19 protein-coding genes and 1 pseudogene are annotated in these 18,219 nt (G+C 62.5%); 8 read left to right on the top strand and 12 right to left on the bottom strand.

Annotation, left to right across the window (positions count from 1 at the left end; translation table 11 throughout):
* Nucleotides 1–43 precede the first annotated feature (43 nt).
* Genes trbB through ACZ1JV_RS02975 form a run of 3 tightly spaced genes read right to left on the bottom strand, consistent with a single transcriptional unit; the run spans nucleotide 44 to nucleotide 3,509 of the window.
* Nucleotides 44–1,045, bottom strand: a complete 1,002-nt coding sequence (trbB, locus tag ACZ1JV_RS02985; protein ID WP_465149505.1) for a P-type conjugative transfer ATPase TrbB — start codon at nucleotides 1,043–1,045, stop codon at nucleotides 44–46.
* Complete coding sequence (locus ACZ1JV_RS02980) at nucleotides 1,042–1,440, bottom strand: CopG family transcriptional regulator (RefSeq protein WP_465149504.1); 399 nt, start codon at nucleotides 1,438–1,440, stop codon at nucleotides 1,042–1,044. The genes trbB and ACZ1JV_RS02980 overlap by 4 nt, the downstream gene beginning before the upstream one ends.
* Nucleotides 1,441–1,442: 2 nt before the next feature.
* Nucleotides 1,443–3,509 (bottom strand): conjugal transfer protein TraG, encoded by a 2,067-nt coding sequence (locus ACZ1JV_RS02975; protein WP_465149503.1) that lies wholly within the window; start codon nucleotides 3,507–3,509, stop codon nucleotides 1,443–1,445.
* Nucleotides 3,510–4,192: 683 nt separating this feature from the next.
* Between ACZ1JV_RS02975 and ACZ1JV_RS02970 the strand changes: the two genes are divergently transcribed.
* Entirely contained in the window at nucleotides 4,193–5,335 is a 1,143-nt protein-coding gene (locus ACZ1JV_RS02970) for a Ros/MucR family transcriptional regulator (protein ID WP_465149502.1), read from the top strand.
* 114 nt (nucleotides 5,336–5,449) lie between these two features.
* On the opposite strand, the gene rlxS is transcribed toward ACZ1JV_RS02970, so the two are convergent.
* Nucleotides 5,450–7,417, bottom strand: coding sequence for a relaxase/mobilization nuclease RlxS (gene rlxS, locus ACZ1JV_RS02965; RefSeq protein WP_465149501.1), 1,968 nt, complete (start codon nucleotides 7,415–7,417; stop codon nucleotides 5,450–5,452).
* A 229-nt stretch (nucleotides 7,418–7,646) separates the two neighbouring features.
* On the opposite strand from rlxS, the gene tnpA reads away from it, so the two are divergent.
* The 5 genes and pseudogenes from tnpA to ACZ1JV_RS02940 all read left to right on the top strand — a co-directional run.
* On the top strand, nucleotides 7,647–8,516 hold the full coding sequence (gene tnpA, locus ACZ1JV_RS02960; protein ID WP_465149500.1) for an IS66 family insertion sequence element accessory protein TnpA: 870 nt from the start codon (nucleotides 7,647–7,649) through the stop codon (nucleotides 8,514–8,516).
* On the top strand, nucleotides 8,513–8,866 hold the full coding sequence (gene tnpB / locus ACZ1JV_RS02955) for an IS66 family insertion sequence element accessory protein TnpB (RefSeq protein ID WP_465149499.1): 354 nt from the start codon (nucleotides 8,513–8,515) through the stop codon (nucleotides 8,864–8,866). The genes tnpA and tnpB overlap by 4 nt, the downstream gene beginning before the upstream one ends.
* Before the next feature lie 60 nt (nucleotides 8,867–8,926).
* Nucleotides 8,927–10,057, top strand: a complete 1,131-nt coding sequence (tnpC, locus tag ACZ1JV_RS02950; RefSeq protein ID WP_465149498.1) for an IS66 family transposase — start codon at nucleotides 8,927–8,929, stop codon at nucleotides 10,055–10,057.
* Between the two features lie 76 nt (nucleotides 10,058–10,133).
* Nucleotides 10,134–11,336 carry an IS256 family transposase gene (locus ACZ1JV_RS02945; protein ID WP_465149753.1) on the top strand — a complete coding sequence of 401 codons (1,203 nt, stop codon included), beginning with the start codon at nucleotides 10,134–10,136 and terminating at the stop codon, nucleotides 11,334–11,336.
* A gap of 88 nt (nucleotides 11,337–11,424) precedes the next feature.
* Nucleotides 11,425–11,835, top strand: a pseudogene (locus ACZ1JV_RS02940) (IS66 family transposase); the annotation flags it as partial.
* A gap of 152 nt (nucleotides 11,836–11,987) precedes the next feature.
* Here ACZ1JV_RS02940 and ACZ1JV_RS02935 read toward each other — a convergent pair.
* The 4 genes from ACZ1JV_RS02935 to ACZ1JV_RS02920 all read right to left on the bottom strand — a co-directional run bounded on the left by ACZ1JV_RS02935 (nucleotide 11,988) and on the right by ACZ1JV_RS02920 (nucleotide 14,033).
* The gene (locus ACZ1JV_RS02935) at nucleotides 11,988–12,350 is read right to left on the bottom strand and encodes a hypothetical protein (protein ID WP_465149497.1); all 363 of its coding nucleotides are present in this window, start codon (nucleotides 12,348–12,350) and stop codon (nucleotides 11,988–11,990) included.
* A 233-nt stretch (nucleotides 12,351–12,583) separates the two neighbouring features.
* Complete coding sequence (locus ACZ1JV_RS02930; protein WP_465149496.1) at nucleotides 12,584–13,216, bottom strand: lytic transglycosylase domain-containing protein; 633 nt, start codon at nucleotides 13,214–13,216, stop codon at nucleotides 12,584–12,586.
* Between the two features lie 5 nt (nucleotides 13,217–13,221).
* Nucleotides 13,222–13,806, bottom strand: coding sequence for a S26 family signal peptidase (locus ACZ1JV_RS02925; RefSeq protein WP_465149495.1), 585 nt, complete (start codon nucleotides 13,804–13,806; stop codon nucleotides 13,222–13,224).
* Nucleotides 13,803–14,033 carry a helix-turn-helix domain-containing protein gene (locus tag ACZ1JV_RS02920; RefSeq protein ID WP_465140219.1) on the bottom strand — a complete coding sequence of 77 codons (231 nt, stop codon included), beginning with the start codon at nucleotides 14,031–14,033 and terminating at the stop codon, nucleotides 13,803–13,805. Before ACZ1JV_RS02920 ends, ACZ1JV_RS02925 begins: the two co-directional genes overlap by 4 nt.
* A gap of 66 nt (nucleotides 14,034–14,099) precedes the next feature.
* On the opposite strand from ACZ1JV_RS02920, the gene ACZ1JV_RS02915 reads away from it, so the two are divergent.
* Nucleotides 14,100–14,771 carry a hypothetical protein gene (locus ACZ1JV_RS02915; RefSeq protein ID WP_465149494.1) on the top strand — a complete coding sequence of 224 codons (672 nt, stop codon included), beginning with the start codon at nucleotides 14,100–14,102 and terminating at the stop codon, nucleotides 14,769–14,771.
* On the opposite strand, the gene ACZ1JV_RS02910 is transcribed toward ACZ1JV_RS02915, so the two are convergent.
* The 4 genes from ACZ1JV_RS02910 to ACZ1JV_RS02895 all read right to left on the bottom strand — a co-directional run bounded on the left by ACZ1JV_RS02910 (nucleotide 14,743) and on the right by ACZ1JV_RS02895 (nucleotide 17,372).
* The gene (locus tag ACZ1JV_RS02910; RefSeq protein ID WP_465149493.1) at nucleotides 14,743–15,030 is read right to left on the bottom strand and encodes a cold shock domain-containing protein; all 288 of its coding nucleotides are present in this window, start codon (nucleotides 15,028–15,030) and stop codon (nucleotides 14,743–14,745) included. The two genes, ACZ1JV_RS02915 and ACZ1JV_RS02910, sit on opposite strands and share 29 nt — an antisense overlap.
* A gap of 47 nt (nucleotides 15,031–15,077) precedes the next feature.
* Nucleotides 15,078–15,977 (bottom strand): nucleotidyltransferase and HEPN domain-containing protein, encoded by a 900-nt coding sequence (locus ACZ1JV_RS02905; protein WP_465149492.1) that lies wholly within the window; start codon nucleotides 15,975–15,977, stop codon nucleotides 15,078–15,080.
* A gap of 71 nt (nucleotides 15,978–16,048) precedes the next feature.
* Entirely contained in the window at nucleotides 16,049–16,954 is a 906-nt protein-coding gene (locus tag ACZ1JV_RS02900; RefSeq protein WP_465140223.1) for a HEPN domain-containing protein, read from the bottom strand.
* 97 nt (nucleotides 16,955–17,051) lie between these two features.
* Nucleotides 17,052–17,372 carry a DUF736 domain-containing protein gene (locus tag ACZ1JV_RS02895; protein ID WP_465140224.1) on the bottom strand — a complete coding sequence of 107 codons (321 nt, stop codon included), beginning with the start codon at nucleotides 17,370–17,372 and terminating at the stop codon, nucleotides 17,052–17,054.
* Between the two features lie 546 nt (nucleotides 17,373–17,918).
* Here ACZ1JV_RS02895 and ACZ1JV_RS02890 point away from each other — a divergent pair.
* The gene (locus tag ACZ1JV_RS02890; protein WP_465140225.1) at nucleotides 17,919–18,119 is read left to right on the top strand and encodes a hypothetical protein; all 201 of its coding nucleotides are present in this window, start codon (nucleotides 17,919–17,921) and stop codon (nucleotides 18,117–18,119) included.
* Nucleotides 18,120–18,219: the final 100 nt, after the last annotated feature.

The raw sequence follows: 18,219 nt of genomic DNA, 5'->3' as shown, positions 1-18,219 counted from the left end.
GGGGCGCATGCCGAAGCGCTGAAGTGGTGACGTCTTCATGGGGTCATTCTCCTTGCTTGGTGGAAGGGAAGCGGACGGACGGGAAGCAGAGCTCGTGCAGGCGGTATTCGCCGCGGACGGGATCGAAGCCTTCCAGGCTGGCGATGGCCGAAATCCGTCGAGCCAGGCCGCGCCCGGAAATCACAACGATGAGGTCGATGGCCTCGGCAATGAGATGGCGTGGCACCGTGACGACCGCCTCCTGCACCAGCCCCTCGAGCCGGTGCAGCGCAGCCGATGCTCCATTGGCATGGATCGTGGCGATCCCGCCGGGATGGCCGGTATTCCAGGCCTTGAGCATGTCGAGCGCCTCTGGCCCGCGCACTTCCCCGACGATGATACGGTCAGGCCGCAAGCGCAGGGTCGAACGGACGAGGTCGGCGATGGTGGCGACGCCCTGCCGCGTGCGCAGTGCAACCGTATCAGGTGCCGGGCTTTGCAGCTCGCGCGTGTCCTCGATCAGCACTACGCGCTCATCGAGCGCGGCCATCTCGGCAAGCAGGGCATTGGCGAGCGTGGTCTTGCCCGAGCTGGTCCCGCCGACGACCAGCACGTTGCGGCGGTCCAGGACGGCGGCGCGCAGCATTTCTGCGGCTTCCACCGGCATGATGCCATCCGCGACGTAGTCGGCGAGCGTATGGATGCGCGCGGCCGGCTTGCGGATGGAAAAGCATGGTGCCAACGAGACCGGCGGCAGCACACCTTCGAAGCGTTCGCCCGCGCCTTCACCGTGCGGCGGAAGTTCCGCCGATACGATCGGCCTGTCGGCGTGGACTTCGGCGCGGGCATGGCTGGCGACAAGGCGGATGATCCGCTCGACCTGTTCGGGCGCGATCCGCACGTCTGTGTCCACCCTGCCCTCGCCGAGCACATCGACGCGCAGCGCGCCGTCGGGATTGACCATGATTTCGATGACCTTCGGATCGCTGAGGGCCGCCTCGATCGCCGGACCCATGGCCGTGCGCAGCATCGCGCGGCGGCGCGCGACGGTTTCTTCGCCGCTCATCGCCCGCCCTCCTGGTCAAGCGTGCGCTTGCCCCGCCCTACTTCCCGCGCAACCTGGGACAGGAAAGCGTCAAATCGCAGCGAAGCCGCTGCGCGGCCGGCGGCATCGTTTTCCGCGAGCGGTGGATTGATCGCGAGCTCATAGCGGATGAAAAGTGCCAGCGTTTCAAGTTCGATGTGACTGTCGCGCAAGAGGCGCTCGAGCAGTTCGGCGATGCGATCGAGACGCCGGCCGAAACGATCGTCGAGTTCTTTCGTCCCCCGCTTGTCGAACCACGCCGTCAGAGCGTGGACCAGAATAGCCGACTTGGTGACACCCGGCCGGTTTGCTTCCTCGACGAGACGGGCACTGAGCGGCTCGGGCAGGAACAGTTGATAGCGGACCTTGTTCGTCATGTTCAGAGCTCCAGGTCGAACTGGTCGGCGCGTTCGGCGGAGCCAAGCGCATAAGTGACGCGTACGAGCCGCTGCTGGGCAGCCTGGTCGAGGACACGCTTGTCCGAAGCGGGATCATCGTCATCGGCGGTCAGGCCCAGCGGGTCGGTGACGACTTGCAATTCCTGAGAAGGACCGTCGATTTCCGGGCCGGCTTCAACGGCGGGCGCCTGGTCAATCGTCCCATGGACAGCCTTCTCGCCTTGCGGCTCTTGATCCGCAAACTCGCTGGCAGGCGGCGACAGTCGCTCATCAATGTCGCGAACCTGTCCGGACCAGTCGTCCTTTCGTGCAGGCGGGGTATCGGCATAGCCCTTGGTGCTGAGCTGCGGTGGGGCAATGACCCGCCGCGCAAAGGCGGGTTCCTCGAAATAGCGCAGCTTGCTGGCCCGGATCGGCGGCGTGCCGGAGGCAAGCACGAGTTCCTCGCGCGGATCGAGCTGCATGACTTCGCCCGGCGTCAGCAGTGCGCGTGCCGTTTCCTGGCGACTGACCATGACATGCGAGAGCCAGGGCGCGAGGCGGTGGCCAGCGTAGTTGCGCATGGCGCGCTGCTCGGTCGCGGTCCCGAGGGCATCGGAAAGACGCTTGGCGGTACGCTCGTCGTTGGTCGCGAACGCGACCCGCACATGGCAGTTGTCCAAGATGGAGTTGTGCTCGCCGTAGGCCTTCTCGATCTGGTTGAGGCTCTGCGCGATCAGGAAGGCGCGAACGCCATAGCCGGCAAGGAATGCGAGGCTGGTTTCGAAGAAGTCGAGGCGGCCGAGCGCGGGAAACTCGTCGAGCATCATGAGCAGCCGGTGCCGGCGGCCGCCCTTGTGGTCCGCCCCATGCTCGAAGCGCAGTTCCTCGGTAAGCCGCCGACCGATCTGGTTGAGGATCAGACGGATCAGCGGCTTGGTACGGCTAATGTCCGAGGGCGGAACGACCAGATAGAGCGAGGCCGGGTATTTCCCATCGACGAGGTCGGCGATGCGCCAGTCGGAAGCTGCCGTTACCGCCGAGACGGTCGGGTCACGATACAAACCCAGAAACGACATGGCCGTCGAGAGCACGCCGGAGCGCTCGTTGACCGACTTGTTGAGCACTTCACGCGCTGCCGATGCCACGACCGGATGAACCTGCGGCGCCTTCTCGGTACCAAGGTGGTTCGTCGACATCATCGCGTGGAGCGTGTTGGCAAAGCTTCGTGCGGGGTCGGAGAGAAAGGTGGCGACGCGCGCGAGCGTCTTCTCTTCCTCGGCATAGAGCACGTGGAGGATTGCGCCGACCAGGAGAGAATGGCTGGTTTTCTCCCAGTGGCTGCGGCGTTCGAGGGCACCTTCGGGATCGACGAGGATATCGGCGATGTTCTGGACATCGCGCACTTCGTGGATGCCGCGGCGCACTTCCAGCAATGGGTTGTAGCGCGCCGAACGCGCATCGGTGGGGTTGAACAGCAGGCAATGCGAAAAGCGTGCGCGCCAGCCAGCGGTCAGTTGCCAGTTCTCGCCCTTGATGTCGTGGATGACGGCGGAACCCGACCAACCCAGCAGGGTCGGAATGACAAGGCCGATGCCTTTGCCCGACCGCGTGGGCGCAAAGGCCATGACATGTTCGGGGCCATCGTGGCGCAGATAGTCGGCACCGACCCGACCGAGGAACACGCCCTCGTCCGCCAGGAGCCCGGCCTTGCGGATATCCTTGCGATTGGCCCAGCGCGCTGATCCGTAGGTGGTGACATTGCTACGCTGCCGTGCGCGCCATACCGAACCGGCGATAGCCGCTGCGCAGCCGACGAGCCCGCTCGATGCCGCAATGCCGCCAGCCTCGTCGAACACGACCGGCGCATAGGCATCGAATTCGAACCACCACATGAAGATCGCCCAGGGCGCATAAATCCGACGTCCTAGCAGCACGAACCAGGGGCTCCCCAGTTCGGGCTGGTATGCAAGCTGCGTCGCGGCCCACTGGGTCGCCAGCCAGACACCGGCAAGGACGATCGCGAACACGACCATCATCTGTCCGATGAGGAGTTTCGTCGGTGTCATGAAAGCCTCCGCACGCCGCGGATCGTATCCGTTGGCGTGGGGGCAAGACTCCCGGAAATCCACGAGAGATCACAGTGCCTGTCTGGTGCGCCCAGGTGTCTTTCGAGTGCACTTCAGAACGCCGAAGCGACATTCACATCGTCACACCGTGGCTGACGGATCGTGGACCGCAGGGTGCCAGAATCTTTCCGCTCAACGAGACGGCTGCGAACTCCGGCGGTTCGGTCACAGTCTATACCGGCCGTGCTCTCAACGAATGACGTCAAAAACAGAACAAGAGCCCCGTCGAGAGCTTTGCGACGGCAAAGCAGACCTTGAAGGCGCAGGTGCCATTGTCGTCGAAGTCAAGGACGTGCACAGCAAGATCGTGATGGCCGACAACAATGTCTATGGTGTCGGTCGTTCAATTGGCTGAGCGCGGCGCGCGAAGGTGCATTCGTTCGGCGCGAGACCTCGCTCGCGTATCGGGGAGCCAGCGTCTCGCCCGAGATCGAAACCATGAAGGACAGCTTGAGGAGCAGGCGATCATCTGATCCATTCCGGGCCGAATGGACCACTGTATTGTAACGATGACGTCGACGCCCGATTAGGTGCGCCTTGTGGCCCCAGAAAATCGCCTTTACTTGGATAGCAATTGGGAAGACAAAGGCCTCCTCCAATAAACCTCCCAAGAGGGATCTTCCATGCCCGACACCGAGCAACCAGAGCTCGCCCGCCTGACAGTTGAACTGCTCAGCGCCTTTGTCTCCAACAACACCATCTCCAGCGATGCGCTTCCCGCCCTGATCGAGGCGACGCGCAGCGCGCTCGCAGGAGACACCGGGAAGGGGCAGATCGAAGAACCGGAGTTCAAGCCGGCTGTGTCGGTTGAAGAAAGCCTTGCCTCTCACGATCACATTCTCAGCCTGATCGATGGGAAGCCTTACAAGGCACTGAAGCGGCACCTGGCTAATAATGGCCTGACTCCCGAGGAGTACCGCGCGCGGTACAATCTTCCGACCACTTACCCGATGGTTTCAGCGACCTATTCCGAGCAGCGCCGGGCCTTCGCTAAAGCGGCAGGACTTGGCGGCAGCAGAGCGGGTGCCAGCACCGCCGCAGCTGTGCCCGCCAAAGCTGCTTCTCCGGTAGCCGCGAAAGCTACCAAGGCAGCTGCGAAGAAGGCAACTCCGAAGATCGCAGTGGCCGCCAAGCTGTCTAGCAAGGCGTCGCAGGTTCCTGCAGCACCCTCTTCCGCAACGACGCCAGCACCCAAGGCTGCCAATGCGAAGCCGAAGAATGCCACAAAGGCAGCGGCGAAATCAGTCAGCAAGCCTGTGCCCAAGGCTTCTGGCAACGCAGCCGTAGCCACGGAAGCGAAGCCGGAAGCCAAGAAGGCTGCCGCAGTGAAGAGTGTGCCGGCGGCCGTTACCGCATCTGCCAGCAAGCCGGCCCGCCGGATGGCCCGGACGCCAGGTAAGGCTGCCGTCGAAGCAAGTGCGACAGGCTCCGCGAAGCCAGCAGCGGCGCCCAAGAAGGTTGTGAAGACAGGGAAGAAGGCTGCCGCTCCGGCACCCACGGTCACGAAGCCTGCGACTGCCGCGGTTGCCAGTCCCGAACCGAAAACCGCAGTGCCTGCCGCAAAGACGGCAAAGCCCGTAGCAGTGAAGCCGAAGGCCAAGACTGCAGCGACCGCCAAGTCGCCGGCGCCGAAGAAGAGCCGAGCAAAGCTTGGAATCGCGGTGCCCGCTGTGGAGAATGCGGCTTCGACGGCCGCAGTGTCGTCGCCGACGAACCCCGCTCTCGACGTACCGGCGGAGCAGAGCACTGTAGAAGCCAAGGCCTGAAGGCCTCGCTATCCGGTTCCGATTGCAAACTTGAGAGCTTAGACGGGCGGCCATCCTGAACGAGATGGTCGCCCGGTTTGCATCTGGGCCCCTGCACGCTCATCGTCCGACGGATCAAGAAATTTCCGGCCCGGCACGACCTCGTCCAAACTGCCAGTTGATGCCAGCTTCGCGCATGATCCCGCCGGCCTGCTGTCCAAGTTGCCTTTCGAGCACCGGTCGCCATGGAACCAGCGTGAATTCGTGGCTTCGCTCGATAAGCGCGAAACGCCCCGAAATACCATCGATCCTGCGGCTCACCTTGCCTTCGATCCAATCTCCGGTCTTCGCCTCGGAAAAGTCCTTCCCAAGCTCTCCTGAAAGACGCTCGGCGATCCGGAGCAACTCGCGTCTCTGCAGCAATGCGAGGGCGTTCTGCCGGAGCCTGACACCGCTTGGCGAGACATCGGCCAGCTCCTGCTCTACCAACCATTGACGCCGCTGATCCAGACCCGCACGAACTTCCCGTCCGAAACCCGTATCACGCATGGCCAGTCCAGAGGGTGAGGCAAGTTCGCGATCGAGCCAGGTCGCCCCTTCCATCCCGGCCATCCGCTCCATTGACCCCGCCCCCAGGACCTCGATAGCGACGGGCCGGGAAGCGACATCTCGCTGCACGAAGCGTTCTGCGACTTCGAGATGTTCGGACGAAATACGCCAGCTTCCATCGGCCTCACGCGTGACATCGGACCGTGCTCGTCGCATCGCTTCAAGCCTGCGCACATGGGTCTCGGCGAAAGCCTGGGTGACGGAGCGATCGTAGCGTAAATGCCGCGCGATCGAATACCGCCCCTCATTCGCCTGCGACACTTCCAGAATATTGCGATCGATATCCCGAACCGCAGCTATTCGAGGGCTGACCCGTACCACCGCATCGCGCGGCAGCGGCTCGACGGCTGTCGAATATCCAATGTCGATGTAATGCGAACGTCCATCGATGCCGTCGACCAGCAGGAAATGACGATCGCGATGCTCGTCCGCGAGCCCGCGGCAGATGACCTTGCCGACAAGCGGACCGACGTCCAGCGAATAGATGCGCTGGTCCTGTCGCTCCAGTCTGGCGCGCGTGACCTCACGCTGCATCAGGCGGATGATGTCGCCGCGCTCACCCATGGCGCTGAGGGTTTCATCGAGCCTGTCGGCAAGCTGCCAGCGCCCGTCCCCCAATTCGGTGGCAAGATCCATCCGCTTCAAAGCCTGCAGGCGTCCCGTCTCCAGTGCCTGGAAAAACGGATCGCGATCGTGCGGCGAGACGCATCGATCGGGATCCGTCCGTCCGATGAGGCGGCGGTCCAGGCCGGTGAGGCGCTCCTGCCCCATTTCCTGACGCAGCCGCGCCTCGATTTCGTGGTCTGCGCGCGGCCCGAGATCGAGCGACATGAGTTCAACGGCCCGCTCGCGGAAACCATGGGTAATATAATCGCGGGCAATGACGAGATCCTTGCCCTGATCGTCGATCCCGCGAAGCACGATATGCGTGTGGGGGTGGCCGGTGTTGTGGTGATCGACGCCAACCCATTCCAGCCTGGTTCCAATGTCCTCCTCGACCTGGTTCATGAGCCGGCGGATGTAGGGCTTCAGGTCCCCATATTGGTCGCCATCTTCGGCCGAGACGATGAAGCGGAATTGGTGCCGGTCATCCTTCGAGCGTTCGAGGAATTCGGCGCCGTCCATGCGGTCGTTATCAGGGCCGTAAAGCAGGCCCCGCTCGCCCTCCTTCGTCACGCCATCGCGCTGGATGTAATGGAGGTGGGCTTTGAGGGCGCTGGCGCTGGCGCTGCGAACCTTCACCAGCCTCGTCTTCACGACAACACGGCGGGCCCGATATCCCGCCAGTCGGTCTCGCCCCGCAAGCGCGCGCCCGAGCGCCGCGCCCCGACCGATGCGGCTACCAACGAACTTGCCGCCCTTCTTCCCGGTGCCGATCAGCCCCGCTGCGACAGCAACGCGGGTCGCGTATTTGATCGCTTTCCTGCCGCCTTTTCTTGCGGCCGCATCGCGCTGCCGGCCAAGGCGCGGCTCGAAATCGTCGTCGAAATCCATGCAAAGCCTCCCGAAAAGGCACGTCTCGCTACAGTCTCGTCACCAACCCTCCAGTCTCGCAGAAAAACGATGTGCAGACAGAAACTTAAGCGTGTCACGAGACACGCCTTCAATCTTGTCGTCCGCCACTTTTCCCCCTCAGCCCCTCCGTAACCGTCCGAAGTTCGCACATTGTTCCGAGCCATATCGATGTCCCATTTGATTTGCTTTCCGAAGGGGAGGTGGCTCGATGTCGCGCCGAATATTCAGGAACAGGGGGAAGCGGGCCTGGTGGTCTGTGCACATCAAGGCATGGCGCGAGAGCGGACTTTCGGTTGCCGCCTATTGTCGTCAGCAGGATCTGACCCGCAGCGAATTCAAGGCTTGGCACGTCGAGATAGAAGAGTGGGAAGCGCAGAAAGCCGAGGCTAGACGGCGCTTTAAGCTGCGATATGCACGAGTATCGCAGGACAGCAGACAACGAGCGACGCAGGCGTTTTGGGCGATGCATGTGGAAGCCTGGCAATGGTCGGGTCTGCCATTGCGCGACTATTGCTCGACGCTGCGGCTGTCGTCCCACAGCCTTAGACGATGGCGCAATCTGATCGAGGCCGAGCAGGTCACGATCGACTGGCGAGCACTTTTGCATCCGTCGTCGAGGCCCCTCATAAGCACCAAACGAAGCACTAGGACTAAGGAAACCGAGCGCGTTCAGGCCTTGACAGCCGAGATTGAAGCCGCCGCTGAGCCGCTCAAAAAAGCGCGGCGCAGACACTTCTCGACCGAAGAAAAGATCGCGCTGTTGCTGGAGGCCGAACGTCATAACGAGACGATCTCCTCTGTCAGTCGACGCCATGGAATATCGACCAGCGTGCTGTTCCGGTGGCGCGACCAGTTCGGGCTGGGACGCGAGAAGCCCATGACGCTGGCAACGGTGCAGGTGGTCGAGGACAGAACCAAACCCGGGCGACGTGAAGCTTCGCTGTTGGCCGGGCTCCTTCCCTGCCCCGAAGACATGAAAGAGGTCGAACTGGCCGATGGACGACGTGTGTTCGCGCCCATCGAGGCCGATCCCGATGATGTGCGCCGCATAGTTCTGGAGCAGGAGAAACGCTCATGATGATCGTACCTTCGAACGTGAAAGTGCACATGGCGCTTGGCGTGACCGACATGCGCAAAGGCCTCGATGGTCTGTCGACACTGGTACAGGAGACCCTGAAGAAGGATCCGTTCTGCGGGCACATCTTCGCCTTCCGAGGCGGACGATCGAACATGGTGAAGCTGCTGTTCTGGGACGGCACGGGCCTGTGCCTGTTCACCAAAAGGATAGACCAAGGGCGCTTCGTCTGGCCGAGAATGACCGTACCGGGCGAGACGATCCCTTTGTCTCCGGCCCAGCTTGCGATGTTGCTCGAAGGCATCGATTGGCGACATCCCGAACGGGTCTGGCAGCCTAAAAAGGCGGGCTAGAATCGGCAGAAATCCGCCAATAATAGTTGGTCCGGCACGTAGATTCTGGTAGTATCGGGCATGCGGCTCGATCTCGATAATCTGCCGTCCGACACGGCCCTGCTGCACCAGCTGGTGCGCGATATGGCGGCCGTCGTCGAACACCGCGAAGGCGAGATCGAGCGGCTTCAGGCCATCATCAAGAAGCTCCAGCGGATGCAGTTCGGTCGTAGATCCGAACGGCTTGATCCCGACCAACTCGCACTTGGTCTGGAAGACCTCGACGCCGACATTGGGCGTATCGAGGCAAGCCGTCCGGTCATCATCGGCGCGACTGCCGAACCACGACCGCACCGCAAACCGCTGCCCGATCACCTGCCGCGTGAGGATGTGCTGATCGACACTGCGCACGATGCCTGTGCGGGCTGCGGCGGCGCACTGCACGGTATCGGCGAGAGCGTCAGCGAGATGCTGGACTGGGTTCCTGCACAGCTTCGCGTGGTACGGATCACTCGTCCCAAATACGCCTGCCGGACATGCGGCACAGTAGCTCAGGCGCCCGCACCGGAGCGTCCGATCGCAGGTGGTCTGGCGACGCCGGCGCTGCTCGCGCAAGTGCTCGTCAGCAAGTATTGCGACCACACTCCCCTCTATCGGCAATCGCAGATCTTCGCGCGGCATGGCGTAGATCTGGCCCGTTCCACGCTCGCGGGTTGGGTCGGCGGAGCGTGCTGGTGGCTCGAGGCCCTGCACGAAAGGCTGTGCGCCGACGTGTTCGCCAGCAACCATCTCTTCGCCGACGACACCCCCGTTCCAGTACTTGATCCGGGCCGGGGAAAGACAAAAACAGGCCGATTGTGGGTCTATGCCCGCGAACAAAGGGGCTGGAACGGGCCGGCACCTCCAGCTGCCGTCTACCTGTTTGCGCCGGACCGAAAAGCCGAGCGCCCGGTGGCGCATCTCCAGCACTTCAAAGGCGTGCTGCACGTCGATGGCTATGCCGGGTTCGAGCGTGTGGCAGCACGCGATGGCGTGAGGCTGGCCGCTTGCTGGGCGCATACCCGGCGCAAGTTCTACGACGTCGAACAACAAACCGGTTCCCCGATCGCGGCCGAAGCGTTGCAGCGCATCGCGACGCTTTATGAGGTCGAAAAGAAGGCTCGAGGACAATCGCCGGCACAGCGAAGGATCGTGTCCCAGGACGTGGTGTAGCTGAAGGCTGAGGTGGTCACCGTGATTTTCGGGTAGGTTTGGGTTGCGAAGCTCAAACTTGACGGAAGGAATCACGATGACCGATCCGATGATGCACTTGCGTTCGCTGGTAGAGAAGACCCCGGATGCAGATATTCTGCGCGAGATGATCTCGTTTGCCGCCGAGCGGCTGATGGAGATGGAAGTCGGCAACCTGACCGGTGCCGGCCATGGCGAGAAATCTGCGGCGAGGCTGGTCCAGCGCAACGGCTACCGCGAGCGCGACTGGCAGACGCGAGCAGGGACGGTCGAACTGCGCATCCCCAAGCTCAGGAAGGGAAGCTACTTCCCCGGCTTCCTCGAACCCCGTCGCATGGCCGAGCGGGCGCTGACCGCGGTGATCCAGGAAGCGTATATCCAGGGCATCTCCACCCGCTCGGTAGATGACCTGGTGAAGGCGCTGGGTATGGATGGGATCTCGAAAAGCCAGGTCAGCCGGCTTTGCGAGGAACTCGACGAGAAAGTCGGTGCCTTCCTCGAACGCCCAATCGAAGGCGACTGGCCGTACCTATGGATTGACGCCACCTACGTGAAAGTGCGGCAGAACGGGCGTATCGTCTCGGTGGCGGTGATCGTCGCGGTGGGCGTCAACAGCGATGGCCGCCGCGAGGTGCTAGGTATGGATATCGGTCCTTCCGAGGCCGAGCCGTTCTGGACCGCTTTCCTGCGCAAACTGACGCGCCGAGGACTGCGTGGCGTCAAGCTGGTCATCTCCGATGCGCACGAAGGCATTAAGGCGGCGGTCTCCAAGCTGCTGTGCGCGACCTGGCAGCGCTGCCGCGTCCACTTCATGCGCAATGCACTCGCCCATGCCGGCAAGAGCGGCAGGCGCGTGGTCTCCGCGTTCATCGCCACCGCCTTCGCCCAGGAAACCCCAGAAGCTGCGAGCCAGCAGTGGCGCTCGATCGCCGACCAAGTGCGGCCCAAACTGCCCAAGCTAGCCACGCTGATGGACGACGCTGAGCCCGATGTGTTGGCCTACATGACATTCCCGCGCGAGCATCGCGCCAAACTACACAGCACAAACCCCATCGAGCGCCTCAATGGCGAAATCAAACGGCGGACCGAGGTCGTTGGGATCTTCCCAAACGAAGCCGCCATCACCCGTCTCGTCGGAGCCATCCTCATGGAACAGTCCGACGAATGGGCCGTCCAGCGCGCACGTTACATGACGCTTGAAACGATGGCCCCGCTCAGCGACAATCCTATTGTCATGCTGTCGGCAGTACCTGGCTCATGATCGGCTCAGGCTGAAGCCGAAAAGCAAGGTGGTCCAGAAAAGCTACACCACCTCTGGGGACACGATCCAGCGAATGGCGTGGCGCGAGTCGTTCTCGCGCCCACATCTCCAGTCCCTGAAGCTCTGGCTGGAAGCTCAGCTTGCCCTCATTCCAGCGCGCAGCACGCTCGCTGAAGCCATCCGCTACGCACTCGCCCGTTGGCAGGGACTTAGCCGGTTCCTGGATGATGGCCGCATCGAACTCGACACCAATCCGGTCGAGCGGGCAATCCGACCCGTGGCCATCGGACGGAAGAACCATCTGTTCGCCGGCAGTGATGGCGGTGGCCATCGCTGGGCGGTGATCTGCTCGATGATCGAGACGGCCAAGCTCAACGGCGTCGAGCCATATGCATGGCTGAGCGACGTGCTCACCCGCATGGTCGAAGGCCATCCGGCCAGCCGACTCGACGAACTTCTGCCGTGGAACTGGGCGGCCAATCATCCCGCTGCCGCCTGATGTGCTTCTACCGGACGCATACGCCCCTCCCCCAGACCAGACCTCTCAAATCAGCCTCCCACCGGTGCAATCCGGTTGCCGGGCGCAGGTCGGTCACAGGCAAATCGACGGGGCAGCACCGTCCGGCTCTGCCCCATCGATTGAGCGAACCTCTAGTGGGCCTGCGCACTCGCCTTCTCGGCGGCCGCACGCTTCGCAAAATCGCGCCGCGCAATGAGGCCGACCGGATCACCATCGCCATCGATGATGAGCGTGGCAGCGAACCACCGGCGCCCCAGGCGGCCCAGGACCGCGACCCGATCGAGATCGACCCCATCGTCCTCGCCAAGGCCTTCATAGCGCCCAAGCCAACGCTCCGAGATACGTGCTTCCCAGAGGAAATCGCTTTCCTCCGCTTCAAGGAAACGCTGTGCCAGGGCGCGTCCTGCGCCTTCTCCGAACTCGATTTCGAGCCCGTGAACCAGACTTGCGAATACGTCGGTGTGGCTAGCTGAAATGGTGCGATCGATCTGCATGATGAAGCTCCTCGCGTGACCGTTCCCGTGACTGAGAACGACCATTCGAAGACGGGTGCCGGGCGGTCTGTCAGGGCCGCAGGGCTTTAGCCCTGCGCCGCGAAGCGGACGTGGGGGGAACCGATTTGCGCAGCAAATTGGGGGGTACCCACGGGCCTTGATAGACTGTTCGGCGCCAGTCACACTGCATCATCTCAGACGAGCATTCTTACCTCTCGTCTGGGCAGGGCCTCTCAGTGGGCATCGTTACGGACTGCGAACAACGGGTCCCGTACAGGCGGCCGAACGGGCGTTTTGCCTCCCCGATCCACCACTTCCCCACTTGTTTGCCCCGACTTGTCCTCCGGGTTCTCCACAGAGCTTTGGACAGCCTGCGTTCTCCCGACAAACAGCGGCGGCGCCTGCGGCAGAACGGAGGTGTCGCTGCCGGCTATTCCCGCAAGATAGGCCACGGTTTCAGAGGGAAGCGGTATGCCGGACAGGTACTTTTCGTAGCGCGCCGGACCTGCATTGTAGGCCGCAAACAGCCCAGGATATCCGAAGCGGTCGTAAAGCAGTCTGAGGTAAAACGTCCCAGCAAGGATGTTGTCGCGCGGGTTGTCCGGATCGGAACCAAGCGACAGACGGGAGCGCATATCCGCCCAGGTACCGGGCATGAGCTGCATGAGCCCGATGGCGCCTTTGGGACTGCGGATCGGTGCATCGCCGATTTGCGTACGGCCCCGGCTCTCGGCCCAGATCACCTTCCTGATCCAGGCGGACGGCACGCCGAAACGCGACGAGGCCTCTTCGATATGGGGCTGCCAGCGCTCCAGATCCTGGGCGCGGACAGGGCTTGCCGCGATGATCGTCGCGGCGACGATCATCGCTTTCAGCGCTCCCATAGCAGGTACGCTTGACCGATGATGTCGGAACTGCGGCTTATCCCGAAATACCGCCCGTCGAAGGAATCCGGGCTGGCCGTCATGAGCAGGAAATACTCGCCGCGAGCAAGCACGCGGCACCCTTCCCACCACGGCATGGGCCGACCTTTTCCATCGTGTGCCTTGCGCACGACCAGCGGCACGCCGTCGAGAAATATCTCATTTCCGAGCGCACAGACTTCACGCCCCGGATAGCCGACGACGCGTTTCACCAGAGGTACGTTCGAGGGAATATAGCGGCGCGAGGCGGCAAGGTCGCGCCACGGGCGCGGCATGCGGGCAATCACCATATCGCCCGGCAGGGGATCGCTTCCCGGCGATACCAGGTAGAGGCCCATCGGCGCGCTGGGACTGGCATTCCAGAGAAGGCGCGGCGCAGGCGGAAAGGCCAAGGTTGTCCCCAGCAGGCTCGCCGCGACAGCGACGCCAAACGCCAAAGACTTCACTCTGCGATAACGGTCCGATCTGGTCTGCCGGGCCTCGACAAAGGGCATGGGCGAGGCCTCGCCGCCCGGAATATCGGGCGCGCTCATCGACGGAACGCCCGGCCGGAGTTGGCTTCGCTCCAGGCATTGAGGTCATCAATGTGGTACTGGATGAAGCGGCAATGGCGGCGGAAGATGGGGCCGCCGCCATTGCGCCGAAACTTCAGGAGCAGGCGGATCGAGATGCCGAGATAGGCTGCCGCCTGGGGCGTGTTGAGAAACGGCGAGCCGCGCTTGGCAGCCCGGGCGCGGTCGATCTCGTCGGAGTTTTCCATGGTGTCCCTTCCGTGCATCGGGCGACACCCAGTCGCCCTCGGGGACACTCAAATGAGGGACAATCCATGGCCCGGGCAGAGTCGGATTCGGCTATAGGCAAATTCGACTCCCTTGCCGGGACGGCGCACAGATCGCTCTTTGCAATTGCGCCGAAGCACCGGACTTGCCACACCGCCACGCAGGCTTGTCTACGGGGGTTATCTATGCGCGGACTATCGGTTTTTGCGGGCTTGGCGGTGTTGGCAAGCACGGGGGCAGCCCATGCCGCCGAACCTGCGCCGCCGGCAATTCCGACTGCAATTTCGCCTCTCCAAGGATGCTGGGAAGGCACCGGCGAAGTGATGAAAAAGCCGGTGACGATCGTGCTCGTCGGCAAATCGGTCGCTCTTGGCGCGATCCTGACGGTGGATGCGGAGAGCCATACCGTTGCCGATCCCGCCGACCGGTATTCAGCGCATCTGGTGCTCGGCGGAGCAATGGTCCTGCCGGGAAGCGCGCCGGATCTGGTCGGCTATTGGGCGGACAGCTTCGGCGGCGCGATGACCGCTTCGGGATCCGGATCGACCAGGCCCGACGGCTTCGACATGAGCTATCAATATGAGGACGGCGCCTTCCTCAATCGCTGGCGTTTCAATGGCGACAAGCTCACCTGGCAGATTGTCTCCCAGGATCCGAAAAAGGGCGAAGAAGCGTTTGCCAGCTACACGCTCAACCGCGTGAAATGCCGCGCAAGTTGATCGCCGAGACCTTGCCGTTCCGGGCCACCAGGACGTCATACTTGATGGCGTGGCCGACCTCGAGATTCCAAATTCCGGCGGCGATAACCACGGACACGTGGACGAACAGATCGGGTCCCCCGTCATCGGGCGCTATGAAGCCATAGCCCTCTTCGCATCGAAAAACTTGATCCGCCCGCTCGGCATTCGCCCCTGCCCCCCACGATACGGGCGTTGTGCACTGTGCGGGCGAGACCAGAAATTGCACAAGTGAACACATCGGCTGCGTATCGAAAGGGTGTTACAAACCGGGACGGATTTCGGGCGTCAGATGCTGGAAAGCCGCTTCTCGGCGATGCTTTGAACAGCAGTCTGGAGTTCCTGCACCCGCTCGAAAGCCCAGTCCAATTCGGCATCGCCGATAGAGTATTCGGGAGAATATCGCCCCTTGATATATGCCTGATGGAGAAGTTCAAAACATCGCCGGGAAAACTTGTCCTCGCGCGGCCAGATCGGGATCAGTTCGCGCGCGACCTCCTCGGCCCGGCTGCGCAGGAACTTGAGGTGATGCGTCCCCGGGCAATGGAGGGTCTTTACCGCTAAAACTGCCTGATAGGATTGCTCGGCGGCCTGATGAAGCTGGAACGCGGCATGACTATTCGCTCCCCGCGACAGCGCAAAATCCGCCGTATCGAGGAAGATCCTGGCGTTATCGAACCATTGATGGAAAAGCTGATGTGTCTGCTGGCGAAGTTCCTCTCGGGGGAGCCTCTTCGGCATCTCGAACTGTGTCGAGCCGCATTGATAGAGCGCTATCCCCTTGCGCAGGAGGTCCACGAAAAACGGGCGTCCGTGACCAAGTTGCCTGGTGAAGTCATCCAGAGAATGGACAACCAGATTTGGCAGCGCCGATATGCGCCTCGCCATCGAATATTCGCGCGCCAGCGCGTCCTTCGCCTTGTTCCAATTTTCGACTTCGTTCGCCAGACGCTCGTGGTTGACGATGACCAGGATATCGTAATCCCACGCGTGGCCGTCCAGGTGATGAGCCTCCCAGTCGGCGCGCGCATAGGCGCCGTAGAGAATGACACTCAGGATCCGGCCCCGTCGTTTCCACGGCTGTGTTGCGCGCGCAATGGCGTCTTCGAACTCGGAAAATATGATCTGCACAACCCGCTCGAGGTCGCGCTGATGCTGTTCGGGCAAGTGGTCGAGATCGGTCTTCATAGTCCCCCGGAATTGGAAAAGTCCGGTCCAGAGACGCCGATTATCGAAAACACCCTCAGCGGGACTTCTCTTTAATCCAGCGGCTTGCCCAGATGCTTCTCGCAGATCGTTTTCACTTCCGCCTCGAGCAGTTTGATGCGCTCGACCAGCCACTCGAGCTCGACATCGCGGATGACGTAGTGCGGCGAATACCGGCCCTTCACGTAGGCCTGATAGAGCAGCTCCCAGCAGCGATTGCCGAACTTGGTATCACGCGGCCAGACCGGGATAAGATCGCGCGCGATGTCTTCCGCCCGGCCGCGCAGATACTTCAGGTTGTGCGACTTGGGGCTGTAGAGTTTCAGGACCAGCAAAACGGTGTGGTAGAAGTTCTCTGTAGCCTGGTGGAGCAGGAATGCGGCTTGGTTGCCAGAGCCGTCTGAGATAAGAAATTTCCCGGCGCGCAGGAACGCGCTCGCGCTATCGAACCACTGCCGATAATGGTTCTCGGCCTCGATGTGCGCCACCGCACTGTCGAGCGGCTTGGGCAGTTCGAACTGCTGCGCTTCGAGCTCGTAAAGCACGATGCCCTCGCGCACGACGTCGATGAAAAACGGTCTGCTGCGCGATAGCTGGAAGTTCGCGTCCGCCATTGAATGGACGGTCAGACCGACCGGCGCCGAGATCAAGTTCATGATGTCGTAGGCCCGGTTGAGGTGATCTTTGGCCTTGCCCCAATACTCGGCCTCGTCGGCCAGACGCTCGTCATTCACCACGACAAGGATGTCGTAGTCGGAATAGTACCGGCCGACGGGATCGGCGACCCAATCGCCGCGCGCATGCGAGCCGTAGAGGATCACTTTCATGATCCGCCCTTGCTTCTTCCAGCCCTGCGTCGCGAGCCCGAGAACGTCCTCGAATTCGGCAAAGACGATCTCCACCACGCGCTTCAGGTCACGGCGCTTTTCTTCGGGAAGGTGATCGAGATCCGTCTTCATAATCGCCTGATTCTAGACGAGTTCGGGGGAAGGACAACACACGTTTTGCTGCACGCACAGGAAATCCCCGCGCCGTTTTCGGCGCGGGGACCGGCTGTCAGTCGGCGGGATTCCAGATGATCGCGTAGCTGTCTTCATCGTCCTTGCCGGCAGCGCGACCCAGGTTCGCGTAGATGCGGCGCGGCCCGAATTCCGGCGCCGCCAGCGTCAGCGAGATGTAGTCATTGCCCGAGGCCTCGCTGCGGCGCAGCCATCCGGCACCCACCTCGACGCCGGAAGACGTGACCCGGAAATCCGGCTGGGTGTCGGCGGTCTTGCGGGTATTGGGCGCGATCTCGATCTCGGCGCGGATAGAGAGTGTGCGAAGCTGACCCTTGAAGCTGCGACCATCGCGCGTGACGTATCCGATTGCGGGCATGATAATTCTCCTTGATCTGTCGCCGCGAGAACCATTCCCGGGCGATGGGCAGACCGAAGGGACAGTCACAGCGGCGCCCGCGAACCGTGAGGCCGCAGCGTCAGCGAAGGACCGGAGCCGGCGGCTTGTTTGGAGCGTCCGCGACCGCGAGGAGCCCGCCTTTGGCGGGCGGGGAAAGAAGCCGTTCGGCGATGGTTTGCGCGGGACCGCGACTGTTCCAGGTCACTGCCTCGCACCCGGAATGGACCTGACGACCGATACGGGAACGCTGTCAAAGCCGCAGTTGGAAACGCAAAAGGCACCGATCTCGCCTCGATGGAACCTGCCTTGCTCTGTCTGAAACCGAGCCGATCCGAAGGGCGACTCTGTGTCCATCCGTCGACACTCCCGAAGCGCGGGTTGAACGTTATGCCCCCCACTCGAGCTCGCAGCTTGCCGCAGAAGCGCGTCGATTTATCGCAGCCCATATGGATCGCGGCGCCCGTCGATTGGAGAATTCGCAGGTCGTTTAGTGAAGCGGGGCATTGCCCGCGCATGGAGAACGCTATGACGATCTACACGCTCAAGTTCCATGAAGACCGCCACGGCCCTGCCAAGGATATCCGGTTCGAAGCGACCGACCCAGGCGCCGCCCTCCTGTTTGCCCAGAAAGAAGCACCCGAGCGCCCCGCCGAATTGTGGAACGGTTCGCGAAAGATCTGCACGCTCACGCAGAGCGGTAGCGGTGTGTGGGAACTCAAGGCGTGATCCGCCGGTCGTCGCGCCCCGGCGCCGAACGGCCTTGGCCGGCCGGGAACTCTTCAGCGGCTGTTGCAGTTTGTCAGTCCGCAAGCGTCCGGAAGAACGA

The organism is Novosphingobium sp. BL-S-19, from assembly GCF_055521675.1.
Note: the sequence above shows the minus strand (reverse complement) of the source record. Positions and strands in the feature narration are given on the sequence as shown.